The following is a 23,162-nucleotide window of genomic DNA, read 5'->3' as shown; positions in this document are numbered from 1 at the left end:
TTCCCACCTTTCCCTTTAGTTTATGCGAAAGTCAGTTGCCTCCCTGCGTTGGCTGATGATGCTGTTGGTTAGTTGCGTATTAGTTTCCTGTGAAGAAGACACGATAGAGCCGGAACGGTTCGGCTCCATTGAGGGCGAGGTAATCGATACCCGCAACAACCAGCCGCTGGCCAACGTCTCCCTTACCACTACCCCCGGCACCAGCTCCTTTACCACCGGCGCCGACGGGAAATTTACTATCGGCAATGTGAAGGTGGGCACTTATTCCCTGGTAGCGCGCAAAACGGACTACCGCTCCGAAACCGTCAGCGTTAACGTGGTGGAAGGCGCGCCAACCCAGGTGCGGATTATCATGGACGTCTCCACGTCGTCTAACCTGGCGCCCAACGCTCCGTTCAGCCCGACCCCAGCCACCCAAGCGGTGGATCAGCCAACCGAGCTGCAGCTCAAATGGCGGGTAAGCGACCCGAATGGCAAAGCAGATTCTGTACGAAGCGAAGTGATGCTGTACGAGAGCAACTCAACGGCCAGCATTCCGGTAACGAAGAACCCGCGGGATACCGTTGCCACCGTTACGGGGCTGAAATACAACACCACCTACTTCTGGCAGGTAACGGCGCGGGACAAAGCCGGCCTGACAACGCGCAGTGACGTCTGGACTTTCCGGACCAGAGCGCTGCCCGACAACCAGCTTTTGTATGTGCAAACTATTGGCGGCAACACAGATATCTATTCGTCTGATGCCAGCGGTGCCAACAAAGTGCGCCTGACTTCCTCGCCTTTTGTAGAATCTACCCCTCGGCTAAGTCCGCGGCTGGATCGAATAGCATATACCTCTAACGCAACAGGGCAGTTTCAACTATACACCATGAACCGCGACGGGTCAGACCAGCGCATGGTTTCGCCGGTCGGCCTGCCAGTGGAAGGGTACTTTAATTTCGGGATGGGCTACTGCTGGTCGCCGGACGGTGCACGATTGCTGTTTGCCAGCTACGACAAACTCTGGGTGATTAACCGTGACGGGTCTGGTCTGGCGCAACTAGCTACCGCACCGGCCGGCCGCAATTTCCGTGAATGTGACTGGAGCGGACAAAACGGCCGCATCGTGGTTCAGACGATAGGCTCTGTTTTTTACGATTCGGAAATTTATATAATGAATGAAAACGGGAGCAACATGACAATGCTCATAGGCGGTATTGAGCCAGTCTATTCGCCTTCCTTTAATCTGCAAGGTACCCGCATTATGTACGTGAAGGAAGTAGGGGTGTATCGGGACGCTACAGGCCGCCTGACCGACGCCCAGATATTCACTCAGAATCTGGATGGCTCAGGCGTACTTAATGTTTCGATGCCCGGAGGTACGGGCGTTGCCAATAAACCGGCTGGCACCAATGATATCCTGCCTCGATTTACGGTTAATGGTGCCAAGATTGTGTTTGTAAATGTCAGTAACGTCAACCAATCAACGCCGGAAGTGTGGCAGGTTGATATACCGGGGACCAATCGGATGCGGCTCTTTGCCAACGCAACCCAGCCGGACTCCAAGTAGCTACTTCAGGTGCGCTCAGCTGCACCTGTAGCGTTACACACCGCGAAGCCCCCATGCAGCTACCGGCCGGTAGCTGCATGGGGGCTTCGCCAGTATTGAGAGGCCGCGAAGGGGAACAATTCTTTTTGGTAAGCCGGCCACTGCGTAGTACCGTATTCCTTAACTAATATGCTACACTACTGCCGGCAGGATAAGCCTTTGGCCGGTCAATAGCTGATTATCCAAAAAAACCTCCCAAATTTGCACACTCAAGTATGATATATAAAAACTTGAATATAATTGCTTGAATGTTTTGTTGGTTTGGTATGAAAAAGGCGGAAAAAACTGCGGGGCGGACGGAATATTGGCATGAAATGTGAAAAGTCGCGCTTTCGATGTCCCCTGATACTCAGGGTCTTGTTTGAAAAGTTAAAGAATAACAGGAGAATGTAATAATCTTCCCGCTTTTTTCTGCGTATCAGCCTTCAGTTTCCCATGTAAAGCTTCAGCTTTCCTCTTCACTTGTCACACTTTTTCTTTCGTAACTCTTAACTACTCATACGAATATGAACAACCCTTACCTGCGTACCATGCGCCGGGCCCTCCGACCTCAGGATCAGCAGATTGAGGAGTCGCAAAACAGGCCTGCCAGCCGCTTCTGGGCTGTGCTACTCCTAATGTTGGGTGTTTCATTGAACACCTTTGCCCAGACTTTCTCGGAGGATATGCGTGACCCTGGAGTGAATGCTCCTACTACCCGTGAATCGGTTGTGTCTTACACCAGCCGTGGCGGCTTCAGCTTTGATGCAGCCGGCTCGGAAACGGGTGGGCTCACGTATTCTGGTAATGCCCTTATGGCTACCGCTGTGGGTGCACAGTCTACTGGGTATACCGGCGCTAGCGGCAGTAACTCCGTATTCTTCGGTGGCCCTGTCACTGGAGGCCTGCCACTGCCAATTGATTTCCGGATTGCGGGCATCAACACGGCTTCTTTGAGCCGGGTGCAGCTGACATTCGGTCTGTACACGCAGCAGGGGCTAGCGCCGACTACCGGCGACTTCCTGGTGCAGTACTCAACCGATGGTTTTGCTACCTCTACCACGGTAGGTTACTCGCGCAACACGAACAACACGGCTGCTGGTACCAACTTCGCCTGGAACCTGTATTCGGTAGACGCGGCACTGCCCAACGTCAACTCGCTGGCGGTGCGTTTCGTGCGTACCACTCAGGCTACTGGTAGCCCGAACGGTACCGGCAATACAACCAAGGACTTCCGCCTGGACGACGTGCGGGTGAACTCGCTGACGCCTACGCTGACGGCTACGATTGATAGCCAGATCTTCCCCGACACGCCTACCAACCAGCGCTCGGCTCCCCAGGAGCTGACCGTAACCGGTAGCAACCTGACCTCTGCCGCTACCGTGACGGCTCCGGCCGGCTTCCTGGTACGCGTTGCAGGCACTACCAATGCCTATACTCAGTCTATCCAGCTGACGCCAAACGTCAACGGTAACGTATCGGAGCTGGTAGATGTGATTTTCGCTCCTACGCTGGCTACTTCGCCCGGCCCATATCCCGACCCAACCGGCGGTACGCTGACGGTAAGCAGCACGGGTGCTAGCACGCGCAACATTGCCATTACCGGCAACGCGCTGGCCCCACAGCCCCTCCTCACGGCTAATCCGAACACGCTGGCCTTCGGTGCCCAGACGGTAGGTACCAGTTCGGCACTACAGTCGTTCCAGCTCACGGGCCAGGACCTGACCGGCAACGTAACGGTAACGGCTCCGAACGGCTTCGAAATCCGGGTGGGTGCAGCACCTTTCTCGCCTAACCCCATTACGCTGACTACAAGCGGTGGCAGCCTCAACCAGCAGGTTGATGTCCGCTTCGTGCCCGGCACGACGGGTACTATCACCGGCAATGTAGTAGCTACCGGCAACGCTGGCTCACAAGCTACAGTAGCCGTAAGCGGCTCGGGTACGGCAGCCCCGGTTACGCCGACCATCAACTCTTCGACGACGAACCTGGACTTCCAGACCGTAACGAACAGCGGTTCGGCCCAGACGCAGACCTTCACGGTAAGCGCTACCAACCTGAGCGGCCCCCTGACGCTGACGCCTTCGAACGCCAACATTGAGATTCGCAACATCACGGGTGTAGCGGGTAGCTTCTCCAGCAGCCCGCTTGTTATCAACCCCAACCCATCGGGCAACATCACCAACCAGATTATTGAGGTACGCCTCGTGCCAGCGGTGGCTTCCGGTGCGTTTATCGGCAACATTGCCCTGACCAGCACGGGGGCTACCACAGTAAACGTGGCAGTAAACGCAAACAACCCAAGCGGTGCCATTTCGGATATCTCGCTGACCAACCCCATCCTGACGGAGTTCAGCACCTCACCCGGTGTTCCTTCTTCGGTGAAGTCGTACAACGTATCGGCAGATAACCTGCTGCAGGACCTGACCATCACGGCTCCGCAGTTCTTCCAGATTGCTCTTTCGGCTGACCCGAATGCTCCCGGCGGATTCAACTCGCTCGGTACTACTACCGGCAACTCGCTGGTACTGCCCCGCATTCAGGGTTCTTCGGACCCCACGCTGAACGGTGACGTAGACCTGACCACCATCTATGTGCGCTACTTCCCGCCCGGACCGCAGACCAACCGCGGCCAGGTAATTTCGAACAGCAGCGCCCCGGCCCGGACCCAGTTCGTGACCGTGAACGGCTCGAGCGAGCCGGAACTGGATGTGCTTGGCTCATTCGCCAACGTGGTGAACCTGGTGAAATTCGAGAAGTCGGCTACGCAGACCCTGATACTGCGCGGCGCCCGCCTCGCAAGCCCCGTTACGATTCGGGTACCCCGCGACCCGGAGCCCGGTACTACGGCTTCGCCGCTGAACCCGGCCCGCACGCCGCAGTTCCAGATTTCGAAGTTTGCTGACTTCCGTGATATCCGTCCGGACGACCAGTTCCCTGGCACGACCCTGACCTACGCGCCTGACGAGAACGACAGCCTGGCCCGCGTGCCGCTGTATGTGCGCTACGCTCCGACCCGCGTAGGCCAGGCTACCGCCGACCTGCTGTTCCGTACGCCCGACCTGTTCTCGAACGTAGAGTTCACGCGGGTACCGAATGCTCGTCTGCGTGGCAATGCCATCGACGTAGAGCCCACGCGCCAGTCCTCGGCTACGGTGACTCGCTCGGCTGATGGCCGTAGCGTAACCATCATCTTCACGCAGGAAGATGGCTCGCCGTTCCCCGGCAACCCAGAAGGCGCTGGCTTCGGTGAGAACCGCCTGATTATTGCCAGCACCAACAACACGCTGACCCCCGGCTTCTTCCCGCAGGACGCTACGCCCTACGACCCCGGCAACAACGTGTATGGCAATGGCTCCCGCATCAACGGCAACTATGTGGTATTTGCCAGCTCGGCTACTACGGCCATCATCACGGGCCTGACCCCCGGCGTGAACTACTTCTTCTTCGGCTTTGAGTACAACAACGACCAGGTACTGGGCGCTGAGAACTTCAAAACCCCGAACCTGCCCATCACGGTGCAGCTGCCGCTGCCGGTAGAGCTGGTAAGCTTCACGGCGCAGCTGCGCAACGGCCAGGTGAACCTGGAGTGGGTAACGGCTTCGGAGAAAAACAACCGTGGCTTCGAAGTAGAGCGCAGCCAGGACGGCAAGCAGTTCACGAAGGTGTCGTATAAGGAAGGCCGTGGCACTACCAGCGCCCGCACTACCTACACCGACGTGGATGCCAAGCCGCTGCCCGGCCTGAGCTACTACCGCCTCAAGCAAATCGACACGGACGGCAAGTTTGTGTACTCGCCGGCGGTGATTGTGAAGAACGCCGGCCTGACCGAGGCCAGCTTCTACCCGAACCCAACGTCGGGCAAGCTGACCATCCTGCTGCCCCAGGCCAACACTGCCGCCGACCTGCGCGTGCAGATTCTGGACCTGACCGGCCGCCTGGTGCGCGAAGAAACGCTGCCCGTAACGGGTGAGCTGGACCTGAGCGCCCTGCAAGCCGGCACCTACATGGTGACCGTCGGCTCCGGCAACCAGAAAGTGACCCGCAAAGTGGTGAAGAACTAACCGTTCTTCAGACGCTACCCTGAAAAGCTCCCGGCCCTGGCCGGGAGCTTTTTTTTGTGCCCGTTTACTGGCGTAATCATTCCATAATGTGTAGTTTGTTGGACTTGACTCCGAACAACTTGTACCTTTGCGAACGAACCACCCCTCTGCACATCCTTTCACCCTCGTACCGTTTCGTATGCTGCACACCTTTACGCCGCCCCCTGTCTTACGCTCCGGCCCCCTGCTGCGGGTGCTGTTTGCTTTCCTGCTGCTCCTCAGCCCGATAGTAGGGTGGGGGCAGACTAATCCCACTCCTTTCGACCTAAGTTCAGGCAGCTACCAGTTCTCTGGATTCGCAACAGGAACGGTTACCACTTATCCTGCCTCCATGCAAGGGCATACACTTAGTGGTTTAGCAACTAGTTCTACAGTCACTGCACCGGTTGGAGATGCAAGCCTTTCTAATAGCTCTGCCTCTGTTACATCAGGTAACATCAGAAATGAAATTGCTTCTGGTATTAGTTTACTCTATTCAGGAAGCTTTAATGCTGGCGATATTACAGTAGGTCTTAACACAACAGGTCAAACGAATATTAGTATATCATGGACTGCTAGAGTTATTGGTACAATTAGTCGTGTTAACGGATTACAGTTACAGTACAGAGTAGGTAATACAGGCAATTTCACTACAGTCCCCTCAACTAGCTTCACGACTGTCGCTGGTGCAACAAGTCAATCTTTTAGTGGTGTCATATTGCCTGTTGCAGCGGAGAATTCTGCCAATGTTCAGGTAAGATGGATCTATTATGAAGTAAGCGGTAGTGGAGGCCGTACCCGCATTGGATTGGATGAAATTATCATTTCAAGCACAGGTTCTGCCACTCCAACCCTCACCGCCACACCAACTACCCGCACCGGCTTTACCTACGTGGCGGGCAGCGGCCCTTCGACTTCGCAGTCCTACGACCTGAGCGGCAGCAACCTTACGGCTGATGGCAGTATCACGGTATCGGGCTCAGCTAACTACGAAGTATCCAGCAACAACAGCACCTTCGGCGCTACCGCTACCATTTCCTACTCCGGTACGACGCTGGCTGCTACGCCCGTGTACGTGCGGCTGAAAGCCGGCCTCGCCCAAGGCAACTACAACAACGAAACCATCACCCACGCGGGCGGCGGCGTTACTACCGGCCCAATCGTCACGGTAAGCGGCACCGTAACGGCGGCCCCTACGCCCGGCATTGATGTAGGAGGCACCGGTACCCTGGTCTTTTCTACTACACAAGGTACCCCTTCCGGCCAGCAGAGCTTTACCGTGACAGGTACCGCCCTGTCGGCTCCGATTGAGGTAACGGCTCCGGCTGGCTATGAACTGTCGGCGACTTCCGGCAACTTCACGGGCGCAACCAACACCCTGACGCTGCCCGCTACGGGCGGCAACGTGTTTGTGCGCCTGAGCGGCGCAACGGCTGGCACCTTCAACGGCACCATCGACTTTGTGAGCGGCTCCAATACGGCCTCCCGCACGGTGCAGGGAACGGTTACTGTTCCTTTCGTTGGAGTATTCGAGCCATTTGAAACGGGCTCTACTCCTGGCACAGGCTACGTAGTACCCGCAGCACCTATTACTTTCCCTTCAGGCAATTGGACCTTCTTCCAGGCACTAACTGGCACTACATCCAGCGACAATCCTCGGGGCAGCCAGAGCGTACGAGTCCGTGGTGGTGGGTATATTGAGTATACTAAAAACAACGGTATTGGTGAGCTGAGCCTATACGCAGCACGTTATGGCTCTGATGGCAGTACTGATAACAGCTTTGCCATTTCCTATTCTACAGATGGAGGCAACAACTTCACTAGCGTAGCTGGCACTCCTACTACTTTGGGACTGAACACGCTGGTGCGTTACGCTTACACTCTCAACGTACCTGGTACGGTACTTATTCGCATTGCAAGCACGAATCCAACGGTTGGGGCTAGCACTCGGATTAATATCGATGATGTGAGTCTTTCGGACTTTGGCTCAACCACTCCTTTCATCAGCAGCATCACGCCAACCAGCGGGCCTATCGGCACGGTTGTGACCATCAATGGCGGTAACCTTACCGGTGTTACGGGTGTGCTGTTCGGTGCCACGCCGGCCAGCGCCTTCACGGTAGTTAGCGCCACCCAGCTCACGGCCACCGTAGACCCTGTCACCCCGGCCGGGGCCCAAACGGTGAGCGTGACGGATGGCACCAACACGGCTACCGGCCCCGCCTTCACGGTGGTAGCCACGCCGACCATCACGGCTTCCACGGCCAGCCTGTCGGGTTTTACCACCACGCAGGGCACGCCCTCGGCCACCCAGACCTACACCGTGCGCGGCGACGGCCTCGGCAATGCCGGCATCGTTGTATCGACGCCGGCTGGCTTTGAAGCCGCTACCGTGGCCGGCGGTCCATACACCAACTCGTTTACGCTGCCTACCAACGCCAGCGGCAACGTGGCCACTACCACCATCTACGTGCGCCTGACCGGCGTAAACCAGGGTACCTTCACCGGCAACCTCGACAACAACTCGGCCAGCGTAGCGGCTCCGGTGCAGATAGCCCTCAGCGGAACCGTCAATCCGGCTCCCGGCCTGCAGGCCGCCCCGAACGCCCTGGCCGGCTTCACGGCTACCGTGGGCCAGAACTCGGCTGCCCAGAGCTACCTGCTCACCGGCTCCGGCCTCCTGGCCGATGTGGTGGTAACGGCCCCCAACGGCTACGAGGTAGCCACGGCCGCCGCCGGCACCTACACCTCGTCGCTGACGGTGGCCCGCAGCAGCGGCAACGTCAACCAGACTATCTATGTGCGCCTGCGCAACACAATTGCGGCCGGCAGCTACAGCGCGGGCAGCGTCACCAACGTCAGCGGTGGCTTCTCGGCTTCGGTAGCCTTGTCGGGCACGGTAGCGGCTCCGGCTTCTCTGGCCGCCGAGCCCACCTCGGTGGGAGTTATCACCTTTGGAGCTGTCACCAGCACGTCCATCCGCGTGAACGTGACGTCCGGCGACGGCAGCGGCCGCCTGCTGGTCGTGCGGCAGGCAACGCCCATCACCGCCGACCCGATTGATGGTATTGCCTACACGGCCAGCCCCGCCTTTGGGGCCGGCAGCGAAATCGGGAGCCAGAACTACGTGGTGCTGCGCAGCCCGGCCAATACCCCCGGCGTGACGGTGACCGGCCTGACGCCCGGCGTGACGTACTACTTCCGCCTGTATGAGTACAACGGTACTGGCGGCAACACCAACTACCTCACCAACCTCACCGCCAACAACGACGCTACCACCAGCGCTCCGGTAGCTACCACCGGCCCCGGCGAGCTGTACATGGAAGAGGCCTTCGACTACCCGCTGGGCACCACGCTCACCGGCACCGGCAACTGGACGGCTCTGAACAACACCACCACCAACGCCATCCAGACCGATAACCTGACCCTGAGCGCCAGCCAGTACGGTACGCCCAGCCTGGGCACGGCCGCCAAGCTCGACGCCGACGGCCAGGATGTGCGCCGCACGTTCTCGCCCTCGCTCACGGCCGGTACGCTCTACGCCTCATTCCTCGTGAACGTGGGCGCCAACGGTATCGGCAACGATAACGACTACTACGTCAGCCTTTCGGGCGCCGCCGACGGAGCATATCGGGGCCGTGTTCACTTCCGCGCCAACGCCAGCGGCCCCGGCTACAACATCGGGGTGAGCTTCGCCGGTAGCACGGGTGGCGATGCTAACCGGATCAATTACGCGGCCGATGGCAGCGGCCCGCTGGCGTACGCCTACGGCCAGACCTACACCGTCGTGATTCGCTACACCCGCAACCCGGGCACCAGCGACGACGTGCTGCGCCTCTACGTGCTCGACCAGAACACGCCTGTCGTGGAACCCACCGTGCCGCAAGTGGCCGATTTCCCCATCACTTTCAACAGCACTTCCACTACGGAGGAAATTATCACCTCAATCGTGCTGCGCCAGAACTCCAACAACCAGAACCTGGTGGTTGACGGTATCCGGGTGGGCAGCGGCTGGGGTGCCGTAGTAGGCCGCCCGCGCTTCGTTGATGAGCAGTTTGCGCTACGCGCCGGCAACTACTACGATGTAGAAGTGAACCTGCCCTCGGCTTCCGAGGCCGTAGCCGTGCTGGGCATGACCACGGTGGAGAGTGCGCTGCTCCTGACCCAGGGCCGCCTGCTCACGACTACCGCCAACCTGCTGACGCTGCGCTCTTCTGCTGCCATTGTGCCGGCCACGCCTACCATCACGGCCACGAGCTTCGTGGATGGCCCGCTGGCCTGGGAGTATGACGGCAACACCAACCGCACGTTCCCCATCGGCAAAGATGGCATTGTCCGGCCCTTCACGCTCAACGTGAGCCAGACCGGCACAGCCATTTACCAGATGGAGGTTATCAATGGCGTGTCGCCGGACTTCGGGCTGCCGGCCAACATCACGCGCCGCTCGGCCGTGCGCTACTATACGCTCAGTCGCCTCTCGGGCACGGCGGCCGTCACGGCGGCTCAGGTCACGCTCACCTACGGCACCGACGACGGGGTGAATGACCCTTCGTTCCTGCGGGTGCTGCGCTCCGTGAACGGGGCGCCGTACGAAGACCGGGGCCAGAGCAGCGGCGGTACCGGCAACCCCACGGGAGCCATCATCTCCGACGCGTTTGCCGCTGACTTCAACCTGCAGAACATCTTCACGCTCGGCAACCAGACGCCCGGCACCAACCCGCTGCCCGTCACGCTCATCAGCTTCACGGCGGAGCGGCAGCGCGAAGTAGTGAACGTGGCCTGGGCCACGGCTTCGGAGAAAGACAACGCCCGCTTTGAAGTGCAGCGCTCCGCCGATGGCAAGGCCTTTAGCACCCTGGAGAGCGTAGAAGGGCACGGCACCACCACCCGCCGCCACGACTACCGCATCGTGGACCGTCAGCCGCTGGCCGGCCTTGCGTACTACCGCCTGCGCCAGCTCGATACCAACGGCAAAGCCACGTTCTCGCCCGTCGTGACGGTAGCGCCCGGCAAGGAGCTGGCCCTGTACCCGAACCCCACCCGCGCCTCCCTGACGCTGGTAGCGCCCGCTACGGCCGCTACCTACCGCGTCATCAGCACGGTGGGTAGCGTAGTGCTGGAAGGGCAGGCCCCCACCGGCACCGCCACCCTCGATGTAGCGAAGCTGCCGGCCGGCCTCTACCAGCTGGAAGTAACCTCCGCTGCCGGCCGCACTGTTCGCAAGTTCACCAAGCTGGACTAAGCCCCCGGCCCACGCCGGCCCGCCTCAGCCCTAGCAAAAAAGCCTCTTCCACTCAGTGGAAGAGGCTTTTTTTGTGTGCCGCTCAGCCAAGGCCGAAGGCGCTACTGGGCCGGGCCGGGGGGCGGGGTAGCAGTGCCGGTGCCCGGCTGGCCGCCGCGCCGCACCACGCGGGCCGCCCCCTGGAAGGCCGCCCAGAACTCGGGCTCATCGGCCTGGTACACGGCCAGCAGCGCCGCGATGCGCGCCCCCAGGCGGCTGGTTTCCTTGATGAGGCGTTCGAGGCCGCTGCGGCCGGCGGCCCCGGCCGTGTCGTTGATGCGGCCTTCGGTGGCCGTGGCCCGAAACTCCTGGAGCAGCTTCTGGGCCTGCTGGTAGTGCTCGGGCAGGAAGCGGCGCTTGCTCAGGCCCGCGCTCCGCTCGGGGGCCAGGCTCAGCAGGCGGCGCGCTTCCTCCTGAAACGAGGTTTCGGTGAGCTTGGCCAGCTGGCCGGGCCGGCCGGCCAGGGCCAGCAGGCGGGTGTCGTTGGTGGCGGTGGCTTCGGCGCGCACGGCCACGGCCAGGCGCTTGAGCAGGGCCGTGAGCTGGCTGCGGCTGCCGCGCTTGTGGGTGGTGTTGGCGTCGGAGTCGGCGGCCAGCACCTCATCGGCGAAGGTTTGGGCCTGCTCCAGGGTCTGCTGTAGCTGGGTGCGCAGGGGCGCTACATCGTCCTCCACGTCGGCGTACTGCGCTTTCTGCTCGGTCAGGAAGGCGAGCAGGGTGGTGTCGCGCCGCAGGCGCGCCTCAATCAAATCGTTTTTCATGGAATAAGGTAAAGTGAAAATAACACGCGGATAAGGTACTCACTTAATCGAAGCGCCGCCATACCCCGCGCATTTTCCTGCGTGCGGATTCCATTTCCACCCGTGCGGATTCCATTTCCACCCGTGCGGATTCCATTTCCACCCGTGCGCGCGCCATTTCCACCCATGCGCGCTACGTTTCCACCCATGCGCGCGTCACTTCCACCTGTGTGTGTTGCGTTTCCACCCGTGCGTGTTGCGTTTCCACCGGTGCGCACCGGACTTCCGGGTGGGGCGCAGGGCGCGGGGCACCGGGCGGGGAGGAGGCAACCGGTTGGTATGTTTCCAAGGTGCTGCCGCCACGAGCGGGCTGCATGGGGTGTGCTATGTCGCTGAGGTTAAGGAGCTCAACTGTACGGCGGCTGCGGCTGAGGGGCTTGCTGAGTAGCAGAATGCTATTGCATGTAGAAATAGGAATAGTAGCAGTAATCGGATATACGAATTATTTGACTTTATTTATAAAAAATTAGCCAACCTCCTACCATCATGCAACGTATTTACGCACCCTTTTCCCGACTCAGTGTGTTTTCTCGCACCCTGCTTCTCGCAGCTACACTGAGTGCCGGTACCCTTGCTTCGCAGGCTCAGTCTACCACCGCCGTGCAGGGGTTCAATGGATCCAATAACAACACCACAACCGGTGAGTTGGGCTATGATGGTGAGCCTACCCTGCGTAGCACTCCTACGTCAGCCAGTGACCAGCCTGCCAGTGCCAACGTGTATACCTCTCCCGGCAGTTCATGGGCAGTAACGGACGCAACGGAATCGGTGCTGCTGCGTCCGCGCTACTTCACAAACTTCACTGGCAATTACATACAGTTGCGGGTAGGAGCATTCTCACTCAACGGAAGAGGCAACGGCCTGGACGACGTGGATCAGGTTCAAGTGTATGTGAGCGTCAATAACTCGCCTACGTATTATTATACCGCGAGAATTAACGGGCGCAACAACAGCACCTGGAATTTTAGCAGTGAAACAGCAACCACAGTAGGCTACGATGGAGATAATAATCCTGCCATCATTCAGCCCGGCAATGCTGGCAATGGCCGGGACTATACCGGTGACGGGTTCAGCAATGTTCGTATCAATCTTCCGGGTGGCACTTCCCAGGTACGAGTATACATTGTAGCGAATAGTGGCCCAAACGAATTGTGGGCTATTGATGACATAACGATAGGCAGCAACTCGCCGCTGCCTGTAGAGCTGAAAAGCTTTACGGCTGACGCTACTGCCAAAGGCACACAGGTACGCTGGTCTACGGCCTCTGAGAAGGACAATGCCGGCTTCGAGGTGCAGCGTGGTGCCAGCTCTGATAAGTTTGAAACCATTGCCCGCATTGCCGGCCACGGCACCACCACGCAGGCACGTAGCTACGAGTGGCTTGACGCCCGTCCTCTGGCCGGCGTGAGCTACTACCGCCTGCGCCAGACCGATACCGACGGCACCGAAACCTTCTCCCCGGTGGTGGCTGTGAAATCAGGCAGCAAGGCCGCTGCATTCTACCCGAACCCGACCACCGGCAGCGTGGTGCTGGCTCCTGAACTGGGTGCCGTGCGCTACCGCATTCTGAACGCCCTGGGCCAGGCGCTGCAGTCGGGCGAGTCGAGCGGCGGCAGCACGATTGACGTGCGGGCGCTTCAGGCCGGGGCCTACTTCCTGGAACTACAGACTGCCAGCGGGCGTCAGGTTCAGCGCTTCCTGCGCGAGATGTAGCCTGAGTGCTTTCAAGCAAAGAAAAGGCCGCTATCCAACCGGGTAGCGGCCTTTTCTTTTAATTGCTACGAGGCAGGAGCCCCGTATAGGCAGTGCAATGGTTATACCGAGAAACTCTCGCCGCAACCGCAGGTACGGGAGGCGTTAGGGTTATCGAAGTAGAAGCCTTTGCCGTTCAGACCGTCGGAGAAGTCCAGCTCGGTGCCGGCCAGGTAGAGGAAGCTTTTCATATCCACTACCACGCGCACACCCTTGTCCTCGAATTCCTGGTCCATGGGCTTCACCTCGTTGTCGAAGTCGAGCTTGTAGCTAAGGCCCGAGCAGCCACCACCCGCTACCGAAGCGCGCAGGCGGTACGTGGCATCCAGCTCTGCGTCGCGCATGAGCTTTTCTACTTTCTCTTTGGCTTTATCAGAAACAGTAATCATGGGAAGGAGAGGCTAGGCTAACCCCGCTGCTGCGGCCAGAGAGGCCACCGTAGCAGGTTGTCAAAAAGCAGAACACCAAAGGTACGCTGCTTGTTCAGAAAGAATCTAAAAAGCTGCCAGCAAAATTTCACCCCGCAGAAAAAACGGAAGCGCAGTCTGCACTTCCGTTTCGGTGCTTCTGGCTACCGGCCGGCGTCAGGAACTGGGGTTCAGCACCACGCTGAATACCGTAATGGTGCTCAGGTCGCGGCCATAGTACAGCTTGTCGAGCGCCTCGTACACGTTGTGCGCCCGGAAGTAGGACGTTTGCAGCTCTTTGTCGCCGCGGGCACGCCACTGAATGGTGTAGGAGCTTTCCTCGTCGCGGTAGCGCTGCACGTAGGCCTGCATCTTGCGCAAGGCGTCCAGCTTGTCGTGGCCCATTTCGTAGCGAAACAGGAAGCTCTGCTGGTGGCGCGGATTCACTGTAATGAGGTCCAGGCGGGTCTGGCCATCCAGCTGCCGGAACTCAAACAGCAAATTGCCCGGGCCCAGCCCCAGATAGTCTTCTATCTGTCGCTGAATCCGGGCACTTTCTACGTGTACGTCGGAGGGCGTAACGTCCATGGGGCAATGGGTGAATGGTTGAATGAGTAGATGAGCAAATAGGTGTTGTATGCTGTACGACTCCTGCTCATCCTTTTACACAATAAACGAGTGAGCGAATAAAGTGCCACGGACAGCACTCATTCGCTCACTCGCTCATTCAGTCCTGGCTAGTGGTGCGACTTCGCCATTTCCAGCTCCGGCATTCCGTTTTTCACGCGGTAGTCGTTGATGGCCGATTTGATGGCGTCTTCAGCCAGCACCGAGCAGTGGATTTTCACGGGCGGCAGCGCCAGCTCTTCCACAATTTCCATGTTGTCGATGGCCAGGGCCTCGTCCACGGTCTTGCCCTTCAGCCACTCCGTCGCCAACGACGAGGAGGCAATAGCCGAGCCGCAGCCGAAGGTTTTGAATTTGGCGTCGGTGATGGTGTTGGTGGTTTCGTCTACCTCAATCTGCAGACGCATTACGTCGCCGCACTCAGGCGCGCCTACCAGGCCGGTACCTACGTTTTTTTTGCTTTTGTCCAGCGTGCCCACGTTGCGGGGGTTGCTGTAATGGTCGATTACCTTATCGGAGTAAGCCATGGCTTTATTGAAATTTAGATGTCAGATTTTAGAACTCAGAACTCAGAACGAGCAGCCAAACTAACTTCTTGGTTCTCCCTTCTGAGCTCTAACCGATTAATGCTCCGCCCACTCAATCGAGTTGAGGTCGATGCCTTCCTTGAACATCTCCCACAGCGGCGACATTTCACGCAGCTTCGTTACGGCCTCCTTCACGTGGTTGATGGCGTAGTCGATCTGCTCGTCGGTGGTGAAGCGGCTCAGGCCGAAGCGCAGGGAGCTGTGGGCGAGGTCGTCGCTCAGGCCCAGGGCCTTAAGTACGTACGAAGGCTCCAGAGAGGCGGACGTACAAGCCGAGCCGGACGATACGGCCAGGTCTTTCACGCCCATCATCAGGCCTTCGCCTTCCACGTACTTGAAGCTGATATTGGCCACGTGGGGCAGGCGGTGCTCCACCGAGCCGTTTACGTAGCTTTCTTCCAGAGTCAGCAGCTCTTTCTCCAGCCGGTCGCGCATGGCGCTCAGGCGGGCCGTGTCAGCGGCCATGTCCTGTTTGGCCAGCTCGCAGGCTTTCCCGAGGCCCACAATGCCGGGCACGTTCAGGGTACCGGAACGCATGCCCCGCTCGTGTCCGCCGCCGTCCATCTGGGCGGTTACTTTCACACGTGGGTTTTTGCGGCGCACATACAGAGCACCTACGCCTTTAGGGCCGTACATCTTGTGAGCCGTGAAGGCCATCAGGTCGATGCCGTCGGCTAGTACGTCTACCGGAATCTTGCCTACGGCCTGGGTGCCATCCGTCATGAACAGAGCGCCATGCTTGTGGGCAATGGCAGCAATTTCGCGAATGGGCTGAATGGTGCCGGTTTCGTTGTTGCCGTACATGATGGTCACCAAGATGGTTTCCGGGGTCATGGCAGCTTCCAGCTCTTCCAGGCTGATGAGGCCTTCCGCGTTAACGGGCAGGTAGGTTACGCGGCCACCCAGCTTCTCGATGTGCTTGCAGGTGTCGAGCACGGCTTTGTGCTCCGTCGTGGCCGTGATGATGTGGTTGCCCTTCTGCGAGTACATCTCAAACACCCCTTTGATGCCCAGGTTGTCGGATTCGGTGGCACCGGAAGTGAAGATGATTTCTTTAGGGTCGCAGTTGATAAGGCCGGCAATCTGCTCGCGGGCATAGTCTACAGCTTCTTCGGCCGCCCAACCAAACGGGTGGTTGCGCGAGGCTGCGTTGCCGAATACCTCGGTCAGGTAGGGCATCATTGCCTCCAACACACGCGGGTCGAGGGGCGTAGTAGCGTTGTTGTCGAGGTAAATAGGTAGCTTGAGCATGGCTCGGAGTCTGGTTTCAGCGGAGAATCATTCGCAGGTAGAACACAAAAACCAGTAAACAGGTTTTCGTTTCTTCCCACATTTGCACTTGCAAAAGTAGAACAAATACAAAGAAGCCCCGCTATGGGGCCAAGCCGCATTTTCGACTAACCCATGCTCACCAACCTCGAACACCTGGGCCTCGCCGTTAAAGACCTGACGGCGGCCACTGCCTTATACACAAAGCTGCTGGGGCAGGAGCCTTATAAGCAGGAGCATGTGGCCTCTGAGGCCGTGGATACCGTGTTTTTTCAGGTAGGCGGCTCCAAGATAGAGCTGCTGGCCGGCACCTCGCCCGATAGCGCCATTACGCGGTACCTGGAGAAAAAGCCGGAAGGAATTCACCATGTGGCTTTTGAGGTAGACGACATCCGGGCCGAAATGGCGCGGCTGCGGGCCGAGGGCTTTCAGCTCCTGAACGAGGAGCCCAAGCGCGGCGCCGACAACAAGCTCGTATGTTTCGTGCATCCGAAATCGGCGGGCGGAGTGCTGGTGGAGCTGTGCCAGTCCATCAAAGAGTAAGCGGGCGGCCTGTACTGCGCGTAGCTGCACTTCCATATCTCGATTTCACTTCCTGATTTCAACCGGCCTGGCTTATGAGTACCAAATTCTTCCGTGAAGAAGTAGATGCGGCAGTGGATGCGCTGCTGATGCAGCAGGTGATTCTGTACCCGACGGATACCGTGTGGGGCCTGGGCTGCGACGCGGAGGCGCCGCCGGCCGTGGAGAAGGTGTACCAACTCAAAAACCGCCCCTCCAATAAAGCCTGCATTGTGCTGGTGGCCGACGAGGCTATGTTTGCCCGGTATGCTGCCGTAGTACCCCCGAACCTGACGGAGCTCCTGGCTACCCAAACCCGGCCTACCACCTACGTAGTGCCGGGCAGCCGCCTGCTGGCCCCGAACCTGCTGGCCCCGGATGGCACTATCGGGCTGCGGGTGGTGCTTACCGACGAGTTTTGCAGCAAAGTAGTACGCCGGCTGGGGCACGGGCTGGTATCTACGTCGGCTAACCTGAGCGGGGAGGCCACGCCAGGCATATACGCCGAAATTAACCCGCAGCTGGTGCGCAAAGTGGAGTACGTGGCCCACTGGCGCCAGGATGATGCTACGCCGGCTACCCCGTCGCGGGTGGTGCGGGTGCTGCCGGATGGCTTGCTGGAAGTGCTGCGCGACTAAAGGCTGCTGGTGTTCAGTAAAGTGTTTGGCTGGTGCCGGCTACAAAAAATATTGGTCCGGCGGGTTACCATTTGGGCGGCGGCGTATGAAGCGGGAATTCTTTGTTCAGAAACTCCATACCCAACTCACTATGAAACGCTCGTTCAAATCCCTGCTCGTTCTCGCCGCTTTCGCTCCTTTCGCTCTGGCTTCGTGCTCGGAAAAGACTCAGGAAAACGCTGAAGCTACGGCCGAAAGCGCTGCTACCGATGCTGCCAACGCTACCGAAAACGCCGGCGACGCAGTTGAAAACGCTACCGACAACGCTGCTGCTGACGTGAAGGCCGACATGGCTCCCGAAGCTGGCGACACGGCTGTTGTAGTAAACAAAGAAGCCAACAAAGTAGTAGAGGAAGTTCCTGCCAAGCAGTAATTTTCCGGTCCTCCCGGACCTTAAAAAGCTCCTTCAGACCTGGTCTGAAGGAGCTTTTTCGTTTTCGAATTGCCTGAGCCTGCTAGTGGTAGCCGGCCCGCCGGGACTAACCAAGCCCGTCATGGAGCAAGCACAAACCCCGGCAATAGTGGCTGTGGCGTACCTTTGAAGTCTAATCCGTTTTGCATGAATACTCCTCAACTGCCCGAGCTTCCGCTGTTCCGTACCATTGCCGCTGCCGCCGGCGAGCTGGGCTTCCCGGCCTACGTAATCGGGGGCTACGTGCGGGACCTGGCGCTGGGGCGGGAGAGCAAGGACGTAGACGTGGTGTGCGTCGGCGACGGAATTCAGCTGGCGCAGACGGTGGGCCGCCTGCTGCCCGGCCGGCCCCGCGTGACGGTGTTCAAAAACTTCGGCACGGCCATGCTGCCCACGCCCGACATTGAGGTGGAGTTTGTGGGTGCCCGCAAGGAAAGCTACCGCGCCGAGAGCCGCAAGCCCGAAGTGGAAGCCGGCACGCTGGAAGAGGACCTGGCCCGCCGCGACTTCACCATCAACGCCCTCGGCCTGAGTTTGAACCCGGAAGACTTCGGCACGCTCGTGGACCGCTATGATGGCATGGGCGACCTGCGGCGCAAGCTCATCCGGACGCCCCTCGACCCGGACATTACCTTCTCCGACGACCCGCTGCGCATGCTGCGTGCCATTCGGTTTGCCACCCAGCTGGACTTCGATATTGACCCCGACACGTTCGACGCGCTGGCCCGCAATAAAGAGCGCATCAAGATTGTGTCGCAGGAGCGGATTACGACCGAGCTGAACAAGATTATCATGGCCCCGAAGCCCAGCTATGGCTTCAAGCTGCTGTTCAGCAGCGGGCTGCTGGCGCTCATCTTCCCGAAGATGGCCCAGCTGCAGGGCGTGGATAAAGTGGGCCAGCACGCGCATAAAGACAACTTCTACCACACATTGCAGGTCCTCGACAATGTGGTGGCGGCCGGCGGCGACCTGTGGCTGCGCTGGGCGGCCATCCTGCACGACATTGCCAAGCCCGCCACCAAGCGCTACGACAAGCGCGTGGGCTGGACTTTCCACGGGCACGAAGACAAGGGTGCGCGCTGGGTGCCGGGCATCTTCACCGACCTCAAGCTGCCCCTGGGCGAAGAAATGCGCCAGGTGCAGAAGCTGGTGCGCCTGCATCTGCGGCCCATTGTGCTGTCCAAGGAAATCGTGACGGACTCGGCGGTGCGGCGCCTTCTGTTCGAGGCCGGCGACGACATTGACCGGCTTATGCTGCTCTGCCGCGCCGACATCACCAGCAAAGACTACGACCGCAAGAACCGCTACCTGCGCAACTTTGATGTGGTGGAGCAGAAGCTGAAGGAAGTGGAGGAAAAAGACCACCTGCGCAACTTCAAGCCGGTTATTACCGGCGAAATCATCATGGAAACCTTTGGCCTGAAACCGAGCCGTGAAGTAGGCGAGCTGAAGGAAGCCTTGCTGGATGCCATTCTCGAAGGCAAAATCCGGAACGAGTACGACGAGGCGTTTGCGCTGATGCTGGAGCTGGGCCGGCTTAAGGGCTTGGCTCTGGCCAGGTAAGCGCTGGCACGCGCTGCGGATGGCCCAAAAATGAAGAAGCCCCTTATCTACTGGTTGCAGCACAGTAGACAAGAGGACTCCTTCGGTGTGGCCTCTCACTCACCAGAAAAAGGCCAAGCTTTCGGTTTTCACAGGAATAGATGAGCTTTTACGCAGGAGCGTTGCCCTAAGAATAGTAAAAAATTCGGAGCATACAGCTAACCCGTTGATTGCCAGTGAAGCCAGGCTCCAAAAACTAGTCTACTGACTTAACGGAGGAAGCCCCGGTGGCATTGCGCCGCACTGAAGAGGGGCTGCCGCTGTACTCAATCATGCTGGCACCCACTGCATTGGCATCCAGCGTGTTCGTGACGTGCAGGCGGGCTTTGCTGCCGCCCACCAGGTCTACGTCGGCGCGGCGGGCCGTGAAGTCGGCCGCGGCTATCTCGCAGCCGGCGGCTCCGTCAATATCCAGGTTGTTAGCGCTGCCCTGCAGCTCGGCGCGGCACCCGGCCGCCAGGTCCAGCTCCAGGTCGTTGAGCGTAGCATCGAGGCGGAACTGGCTGCCCCCGGCCTGCTGCACGCGCAGGTCGCCGGATTCAAAGCCGCTAATCTGGGCCCGGCTGCCGCCCACCAGCTTCAGCTCGTTGAGCTCGGGCGTGGTGATGGTGATGAGCACTTTGTCGCCTCCGTTGCGGCGCGAGTCAAACATGTCGCGGTTGCGGGGCCGGATCAGCAGCTCGCTGCCTTCACGGTCCACTTTCAGGTCGCGCAGCGCCCGGCCGTTGCCGGCTGCTTTCACCTCGTAGCTGTTGCCGTGGCGTACCACCACCCGGTAGGGGCCCACAATGCTCACTTCATCGAAGTCGGTTTCCTCGAAGCTCTGCCGTTCCGAGCCGTATGCATTTTCGTCTGTCTCAAACGCACCCACCTGGCCGAAGTCGAGGTGAACGTTCATGCCTTCCTCATCGGCGCCGTCTTCGTAGTCGGCGGAATCTTCATCCGAGTTCCGCTCTTCGGCGGGAGGGCAGCTGATGCACTCCAGCTTGTTGCCTCGTAGGCGGTACGTGTAGTTCTCGGGGCTGTCGGGCATGGAGTTGCCTGCGAAATTGTCGTCGCCGAGCCAGCTGGCCATGCCTTCGCTCAGGCGGAAGGTCCGGTCGCGTGGCAGGCGCAGGGTCAGCTCCAGGTCCTGGTCGCGGTAGCGGGCATTAGGCTGAAAGGAGAAATGGTCGTCCAGAATCAGGGTAGAGTCGCCGCGGGTGCGCACCGTGTAGGCCACGGAAGTAGCGGCCGTGCGGCTAGCTTCGGCTTCCGAAGCCCCATCAGCGGAAATCAGGCGAATGATTTCCACTGCTTTGCCACTGTCGGCGGCGGCCAGCCGCACATCCACATGCTGGTCCCAGTCGCGCTCTACGCGGCGGGTTTCCAGGCGCAGAACCGGAGCCGTGAGGGCAGCGTAGCGGGTGCTTTGCTCCACGTCGGCACTGTATTGAAACTCGCGGCTCTGGCGGGCCACTGCCACCGTTACGCCAATGATGCTAAGCAGCCACAGCGCAAACATCGACCAGCCTACCGTGCGGCTGATGAGCACGCGGCGCAGCAGCAGGCCAATCCCCAGCAGCAGCATGGCCAGCGAAGGAATAGCCGTGGCGGCGTAGCCGGCCATCCAGGCCCAGCTGGGCTGCTCTTCCAGCAGCTTCAGGAAGCTGGCGTCGCCGAAGGTTGGGTTCTGGGATTCGGGCACCAGGCCCAGGGCGGCGCCCAGCGTGATGGTGAAGCCTACCAGCAGGCTGAAGCCAATGACGGCCAGCATAACCCCGGCAAAAATGCGGATAGCAGTGCCCACAAAGCTCAGCAGCGGGTTAAGTGCCTTGGCCAGGTCCTCGAAAAAGGTGCCCACGGGGCGGCGGTTGCCGGCAGAGGTGTCGTCGTAGTTGCGGGCGTTGCTGGCAATGCCCGACAGGGTCAGGGCGTCGCCGCGCATCCGCATCCGGTCGGCCACGGTTTTGGCCTCCGGTACCGCAATCCACAGAATGATGTAGAGAATCAGGCCGAATCCGACGAAGAAGCCTACCAGGAACAGAATCCGGACCAGCGAAACATCGGTGCCGAGGTAGGCGGCCAGACCCGCCGAAACCCCCCCGATTTTACCGGTGTCGGTGTCACGGAACAGCTGCTTTTCGTTGCCGTCAGTCGGTTCCGGCGTGTCGTAGCGCTTGGGCAGCACAATCCAGAGGATTACGTACGACACAATCACGAAGCCCGGCAGGAAGCCGATGAAGTCGCCGATGATAGGCGAGAGGAGCGAGGCCAGCGCAATGAGCCGGACCCACACCGCGCTGATGTGGAAGTATTGCGCCAGGCCGGCGCACACCCCCGCAATTTTGCGGTGGCTCATGTCGCGGAACAGCTGGCGGGTCTCTTCGGGGGCAGTAGCGCCGGCCGCGCCGGTGCCGCTGTAGGCCTGGCCACCGCCGGCGTAGGTGCCCTGGGCAGTGCCGCTGGCTACGGCGTCGGCCAGCAGCTCGTCGTCGTCCTCGGCCTCATCGGCGCTCTGGAAGTCGCTCACGCGGCCCATTTTAGCGACCATCGCCTGCACATCTTCCAGGGCCACTACCTGCTTCATATCGGAGAGGCGGGCGGCGAAGATTTCGGCAATGCGGCCTTCAATGTCGGACACGATTTCGTCGTGGCCGCGGTAGCCGCTGAAGTGGGCTTTCACTTCTGCCAGGTAGCGGCTCAGGACTTCGTAGCCATCTTCTTCGATGTGGAAGATGATGCCCTGGAGGTTGATGCTGATGTTCTTTTTCATCTCAGTTGCTGCAACTAGTCGGAAAAATCGGGAGAGGAAGCGGGCCGCTAGAGTACGACCGGCGTTTCGGGGCTCCCGCTGGCGGAAGGCTTGGTTCGGATGATGCGGATGGAATCCTCGACTTCCTCCCACGTCAGGCGCAGCTGGTGGAGAAACTCCGTGCCGGCTTCAGTGAGGGTGTAGTACTTGCGGGGCGGGCCACTCATGGATTCCTTCCAGGTATAATCCAGGAGGCCGGCATTCTTGAGGCGGGTCAGCAGCGGGTAGAGCGTGCCCTCCACCACAATCATGCGGGCTTGGGTGAGCTCTTCGAGCATGTCCGACGCATAAACCTCGCCGCGGGCGATGATTTCCAGAATGCAGAACTCCAGGATGCCTTTCCGCATCTGCACTTGGGTGTTCTCTACTTTCATGGGCTTGAGGCGGTAGTCGGTGAAGAATAAGTCAAAGGTAGCAAAAGGTACTATGTAACACAAGGTACTAGTCAAAATAAATTTTTGTTGCGCGATTTTGTCGGTTTTTAGCAAATGGGAGCGGAGCCAAAGTGCACTATACCAGCTGCAAAAGTCTGCAAAAAGCAGTGTGCAGGCCGTTTTGCGGCGTGCACCTGCTGGCCGGCCGCTGCATCGGACAGGCTGTTTTTTTCTGCGCGCGGGCCGGGTTGCTTGTTGCCGGTCCGCCGGAAAGGCCCGCGGCAGCGCCACTGGCGGGCCGCGAAAAGCCGGGTTTGGGCGGAGGGCGTGGCGCGGTTTGTGCGGGCTTGCCGCGCGCGACGCACTATTA

The 23,162-nt window shown here is 59.6% G+C and carries 15 protein-coding genes; 8 read left to right on the top strand and 7 right to left on the bottom strand.

Annotated elements, in window-relative coordinates; all coding sequences use genetic code 11:
• The first annotated feature begins 22 nt into the window (after window positions 1–22).
• The 3 genes from BUE15_RS10130 to BUE15_RS10120 all read left to right on the top strand — a co-directional run bounded on the left by BUE15_RS10130 (window position 23) and on the right by BUE15_RS10120 (window position 10,891).
• Window positions 23–1,549: a carboxypeptidase regulatory-like domain-containing protein gene (locus BUE15_RS10130; protein WP_084548961.1), complete on the top strand. Its 1,527-nt coding sequence runs from the start codon at window positions 23–25 to the stop codon at window positions 1,547–1,549.
• A gap of 704 nt (window positions 1,550–2,253) precedes the next feature.
• The gene (locus BUE15_RS10125) at window positions 2,254–5,631 is read left to right on the top strand and encodes a T9SS type A sorting domain-containing protein (RefSeq protein ID WP_170865232.1); all 3,378 of its coding nucleotides are present in this window, start codon (window positions 2,254–2,256) and stop codon (window positions 5,629–5,631) included.
• 826 nt (window positions 5,632–6,457) lie between these two features.
• Window positions 6,458–10,891, top strand: coding sequence for a T9SS type A sorting domain-containing protein (locus BUE15_RS10120; RefSeq protein ID WP_170865231.1), 4,434 nt, complete (start codon window positions 6,458–6,460; stop codon window positions 10,889–10,891).
• Between the two features lie 101 nt (window positions 10,892–10,992).
• Here the strand turns inward: BUE15_RS10120 and BUE15_RS10115 are convergent, their stop codons facing one another.
• Window positions 10,993–11,691, bottom strand: a complete 699-nt coding sequence (locus BUE15_RS10115) for a hypothetical protein (RefSeq protein ID WP_073284060.1) — start codon at window positions 11,689–11,691, stop codon at window positions 10,993–10,995.
• Window positions 11,692–12,252: 561 nt separating this feature from the next.
• On the opposite strand from BUE15_RS10115, the gene BUE15_RS10110 reads away from it, so the two are divergent.
• Window positions 12,253–13,443: a T9SS type A sorting domain-containing protein gene (locus tag BUE15_RS10110; protein ID WP_073284057.1), complete on the top strand. Its 1,191-nt coding sequence runs from the start codon at window positions 12,253–12,255 to the stop codon at window positions 13,441–13,443.
• Between the two features lie 101 nt (window positions 13,444–13,544).
• On the opposite strand, the gene BUE15_RS10105 is transcribed toward BUE15_RS10110, so the two are convergent.
• From BUE15_RS10105 to BUE15_RS10090, 4 genes are all read right to left on the bottom strand, one after another.
• The gene (locus tag BUE15_RS10105) at window positions 13,545–13,871 is read right to left on the bottom strand and encodes a HesB/IscA family protein (protein ID WP_073284054.1); all 327 of its coding nucleotides are present in this window, start codon (window positions 13,869–13,871) and stop codon (window positions 13,545–13,547) included.
• 195 nt (window positions 13,872–14,066) lie between these two features.
• The gene (locus tag BUE15_RS10100; RefSeq protein WP_073284051.1) at window positions 14,067–14,477 is read right to left on the bottom strand and encodes a hypothetical protein; all 411 of its coding nucleotides are present in this window, start codon (window positions 14,475–14,477) and stop codon (window positions 14,067–14,069) included.
• Between the two features lie 149 nt (window positions 14,478–14,626).
• Entirely contained in the window at window positions 14,627–15,043 is a 417-nt protein-coding gene (gene iscU / locus BUE15_RS10095) for a Fe-S cluster assembly scaffold IscU (protein ID WP_044017126.1), read from the bottom strand.
• A gap of 96 nt (window positions 15,044–15,139) precedes the next feature.
• On the bottom strand, window positions 15,140–16,354 hold the full coding sequence (locus BUE15_RS10090) for an IscS subfamily cysteine desulfurase (RefSeq protein WP_073284047.1): 1,215 nt from the start codon (window positions 16,352–16,354) through the stop codon (window positions 15,140–15,142).
• A 153-nt stretch (window positions 16,355–16,507) separates the two neighbouring features.
• On the opposite strand from BUE15_RS10090, the gene mce reads away from it, so the two are divergent.
• The 4 genes from mce to BUE15_RS10070 all read left to right on the top strand — a co-directional run bounded on the left by mce (window position 16,508) and on the right by BUE15_RS10070 (window position 19,585).
• Complete coding sequence (mce, locus tag BUE15_RS10085; RefSeq protein ID WP_073284042.1) at window positions 16,508–16,915, top strand: methylmalonyl-CoA epimerase; 408 nt, start codon at window positions 16,508–16,510, stop codon at window positions 16,913–16,915.
• Window positions 16,916–16,989: 74 nt separating this feature from the next.
• Window positions 16,990–17,571 (top strand): L-threonylcarbamoyladenylate synthase, encoded by a 582-nt coding sequence (locus tag BUE15_RS10080; RefSeq protein ID WP_084548958.1) that lies wholly within the window; start codon window positions 16,990–16,992, stop codon window positions 17,569–17,571.
• Between the two features lie 130 nt (window positions 17,572–17,701).
• Entirely contained in the window at window positions 17,702–17,983 is a 282-nt protein-coding gene (locus tag BUE15_RS10075) for a hypothetical protein (RefSeq protein ID WP_073284039.1), read from the top strand.
• A gap of 186 nt (window positions 17,984–18,169) precedes the next feature.
• Window positions 18,170–19,585: a CCA tRNA nucleotidyltransferase gene (locus BUE15_RS10070; RefSeq protein WP_073284036.1), complete on the top strand. Its 1,416-nt coding sequence runs from the start codon at window positions 18,170–18,172 to the stop codon at window positions 19,583–19,585.
• Window positions 19,586–19,820: 235 nt separating this feature from the next.
• Here BUE15_RS10070 and BUE15_RS10065 read toward each other — a convergent pair whose 3' ends face one another.
• Window positions 19,821–22,379, bottom strand: a complete 2,559-nt coding sequence (locus BUE15_RS10065) for a PspC domain-containing protein (RefSeq protein ID WP_073284034.1) — start codon at window positions 22,377–22,379, stop codon at window positions 19,821–19,823.
• Window positions 22,380–22,426: 47 nt separating this feature from the next.
• Window positions 22,427–22,792: a PadR family transcriptional regulator gene (locus BUE15_RS10060; RefSeq protein ID WP_073284185.1), complete on the bottom strand. Its 366-nt coding sequence runs from the start codon at window positions 22,790–22,792 to the stop codon at window positions 22,427–22,429.
• Window positions 22,793–23,162 lie beyond the last annotated feature (370 nt).

The sequence above is a fragment of the Hymenobacter psychrotolerans DSM 18569 genome (assembly GCF_900142395.1).
GTDB classification, from domain to species: Bacteria; Bacteroidota; Bacteroidia; order Cytophagales; family Hymenobacteraceae; genus Hymenobacter; species Hymenobacter psychrotolerans.
Note: the sequence above shows the minus strand (reverse complement) of the source record. Positions and strands in the feature narration are given on the sequence as shown.

Bases quoted from the DNA above. Each gene is read 5' to 3' on its own strand.
- BUE15_RS10130 (WP_084548961.1), top strand. From the start codon at position 23: ATGCGAAAGTCAGTTGCCTCCCTGCGTTGGCTGATGATGCTGTTGGTT.
- BUE15_RS10125 (WP_170865232.1), top strand. From the start codon at position 2,254: ATGCGTGACCCTGGAGTGAATGCTCCTACTACCCGTGAATCGGTTGTG.
- BUE15_RS10115 (WP_073284060.1), bottom strand. From the start codon at position 11,691: ATGAAAAACGATTTGATTGAGGCGCGCCTGCGGCGCGACACCACCCTG.
- BUE15_RS10105 (WP_073284054.1), bottom strand. From the start codon at position 13,871: ATGATTACTGTTTCTGATAAAGCCAAAGAGAAAGTAGAAAAGCTCATG.
- BUE15_RS10100 (WP_073284051.1), bottom strand. From the start codon at position 14,477: ATGGACGTTACGCCCTCCGACGTACACGTAGAAAGTGCCCGGATTCAG.
- iscU (WP_044017126.1), bottom strand. From the start codon at position 15,043: ATGGCTTACTCCGATAAGGTAATCGACCATTACAGCAACCCCCGCAAC.
- BUE15_RS10090 (WP_073284047.1), bottom strand. From the start codon at position 16,354: ATGCTCAAGCTACCTATTTACCTCGACAACAACGCTACTACGCCCCTC.
- mce (WP_073284042.1), top strand. From the start codon at position 16,508: ATGCTCACCAACCTCGAACACCTGGGCCTCGCCGTTAAAGACCTGACG.
- BUE15_RS10080 (WP_084548958.1), top strand. From the start codon at position 16,990: ATGAGTACCAAATTCTTCCGTGAAGAAGTAGATGCGGCAGTGGATGCG.
- BUE15_RS10075 (WP_073284039.1), top strand. From the start codon at position 17,702: ATGAAACGCTCGTTCAAATCCCTGCTCGTTCTCGCCGCTTTCGCTCCT.
- BUE15_RS10070 (WP_073284036.1), top strand. From the start codon at position 18,170: ATGAATACTCCTCAACTGCCCGAGCTTCCGCTGTTCCGTACCATTGCC.
- BUE15_RS10065 (WP_073284034.1), bottom strand. From the start codon at position 22,379: ATGAAAAAGAACATCAGCATCAACCTCCAGGGCATCATCTTCCACATC.
- BUE15_RS10060 (WP_073284185.1), bottom strand. From the start codon at position 22,792: ATGAAAGTAGAGAACACCCAAGTGCAGATGCGGAAAGGCATCCTGGAG.